Here is a 2,760-nt window from a genome sequence, read left to right as displayed (position 1 = left end):
TTGTTTCATGTAAGTCATTTGTTTTAATTGCCATGAAACAATGTGTGAAGGGAACAGCGTTTCGAGGAGGTAAAACATTTCAAACAATTTGAGGAAAAAAAAAAAAAAAAAATATATATATATATATATAATTTTGTGTAGCAAAAATGTTTTTTTCTTCTTCTCCTATATCGTTAATCACTTAACAACTCCTCATATTTACCTGGTCTCAGTGGAAAACCACTGTTCTCTATAATAACGATATTACTTGTAGTGTACCTTATTATGAGACACAAAGTGGCAGCAGTTAATTCATGAATTATTAGCACTGCAGAATATGACACCCATCAAAGAAGGAAGTCATAATCTTAAAGGTAGTGCATATACAGGAAATAACTTCAAGCTTCAACTTTATTTCTTTTTTTATTATTATTTATTATTAGTTTTGTTTTGGCCTATTTTTTGTCGCCAATTTAGAGTTTCCAATTTGTCCAGACATCATGTCTTTGGAGTGTGGGAGGAAACCGAAGTACTCGGAGTAAACCCACGCAGACACAGGAAGAACGTGAAGACTCCACACAGAAACAAGTGGGCTGAACCCAGGACCTTCTGTGAGGCCACAGTGCTAACCACTGAGCCACCATGTCGCCCTGACATGCTGCACCACGCCGCTCAGGCGTTTACAGCACTGAGCAAAGACATGGTGCTGCTGTCCTGAGGAGGAGGTTTTCATTTTCATGGTGTCATGGGTCACGGGAGGAGAATGGTGATTTTCTTGACTGGAGGTGGTTTACAATTTTAGGGGAGTTTTAGATGTCGGCTGGTGGGAGCCCATCAAACGGCTTCACAAGTACGATACTGGCATCCGTACAAGGATGTGGCTGCAAGGATGCTGATACCATGCCATCCGAGCAGGAATGGACAGATGTGATGGTTTCATCTGGGAGGCCTGGTGGCTGCCAGTCATCGGGGTAAAGAGATGGTGTTTCCTCTGCAACCTCTGGGGCAACTTGGGCAATTCGACTTCGGACTTTTTTATTAATCCAAGATCTTACTCTCTCCTGTGCCGGCTTTGTTGCCTTTTGAAGCTGCAGATTAGTGTCTTTTAGTTCTTTTTTTAAATTTTGCACCTCCACAATCTTTTCGTTTAATAATCTGATGTAATAGCTAGTGGTCTTGTCTAAATGCTCAGCTTTGTTCTCAAGATACTCCTTCTCCCTTTTAACTGACCTGGAATTATTCTGCTGGGCCCTTAAACAGCAATCCAGGCTTTTCTTAAGGAAGACAACTTGCTGTTGATATGCTGCTTCAGTGCATTCATTCATCCCCACTTGCTCATTGTCGTCTATGTAGCGTCTTTTGAGAGTAATGATTCTGCTATTTAATTTCTTGGTCTCAGTGATCATAGACAGTGCCTCTAGATCCGCCTTAAAACGCAGCTTATCGGTCTCCAGTTTGCTGATTTTGGCTCTCAGCTTACTAATTTCTGGCTCGCTGGCCTTCACTTTATATTTTAGACGTGCGACAGTGTCATTCAGGTCGAGCTTTGCTCTGTTGGCCTTATTTAGCTCTGCTTTTGTTTCTTTGAGTTTGGAGTGTTCTTCTCTTTTTTCTTCCTCTAGACGCTTGCAAGTGTCCTTCGCATTGTTTAATTTAACCACCAGGATTGCATTTTTGTCACTTTTTCTGCACAAACTGTCTTGTAGTTGTTGCTTATCCTTCTTTAAAGAAGTTAACTCGATATTTTTGTTTTCAATTATTTGGATTTTATGTTGGACAATGTTCTGTAGAACAGAAGCCTTCTGATTTATGTCTTCCTTATTCTTCATCTCTTTAATTGTCATTTGTAACGCCTGTATCTTCGTTTCAAGGCTTTTGCGTTTGAGGAAAGTTTCATATCTAAAAGCTTCCTTTTTTTTCCTTTCTTCTTCGTCATATCTTCCTCTTGCTTCTTCACTTTCTAACATCTGTTTTTTTAAGTTCTCAACTTCTCTTTTGTACTCCTGCTCCTTCTTATGGTACTGTTTTTCACATTCCTCTAACTTACGCTGATATCTTTGTTCCTGCTCTTTAATTAGACTCTCTGTTTCTTCACAATTCTGTGACAGCCTGTTGTCAAAGGCTGCTTGCTTGCTTAATGCAGTTTCCTTGAACTTCTGTTTCAGTTGTGTTACCATTTTCTCGTGGTCTTCCTCAGTTTTAGCTAGCTTCTGTTCGAGTCTCAACTTAATCTGTTTATTTTTTCCATTGTTTATCTCTATAGATTCTTCCAAGGCAGCCTTGTTCTGGACAAGCTTCTTATTGTTATCTTTGCAGATTTTTAGCTCCTTCATTAGTTCACTCTCACTCTCCTTTGCAGTTTTCAGCTCTGCTTGGAGAGCCTGGACTTTATCTTCCAGGCTCTGTACTTTCTGGCTGTTATGAATGCAGTCATTTGACCAGAATTCCCTTTCTTTCTTATATTTTTCTTGGAGTCTGGAATGCCTCCACTGCCAGTATTTTTCCATTGTGTTGGCACAATGTAACATCACTGTCTTGTAAAATGATAAATAATCTACTTTTTAATCTTGTGACCTTGTGCACCTGAGTTAGAATTCTGAGTTTAAAGTCAGAATTCTGAGTTTGATATGTACTTAAAACAGTTGTTCTGACATCACAGTGATGTCACATGGATTGTCACACGAAGATTCTATAACTTTGATCTGTGTGTGCGTGTGTGTATCTTTGATACAAACAATTGTTTACTTTTCATTCATTTGACAATAAAAAGACTACCTATTC

1 protein-coding gene is annotated in these 2,760 nt (G+C 39.1%); it reads right to left on the bottom strand.

All coding sequences use genetic code 11. From position 1 onward, the window contains the following. Window positions 1-788: 788 nt before the first annotated feature. Window positions 789-2,486 carry a hypothetical protein gene (locus ACRC28_RS07035; RefSeq protein WP_438542740.1) on the bottom strand — a complete coding sequence of 566 codons (1,698 nt, stop codon included), beginning with the start codon at window positions 2,484-2,486 and terminating at the stop codon, window positions 789-791. Window positions 2,487-2,760: the final 274 nt, after the last annotated feature.

The organism is Clostridium sp., from assembly GCF_051650885.1.
Lineage (GTDB): Bacteria > Bacillota > Clostridia > Clostridiales > Clostridiaceae > Clostridium.
This window is presented reverse-complemented; position numbering and strand designations above follow the sequence as displayed.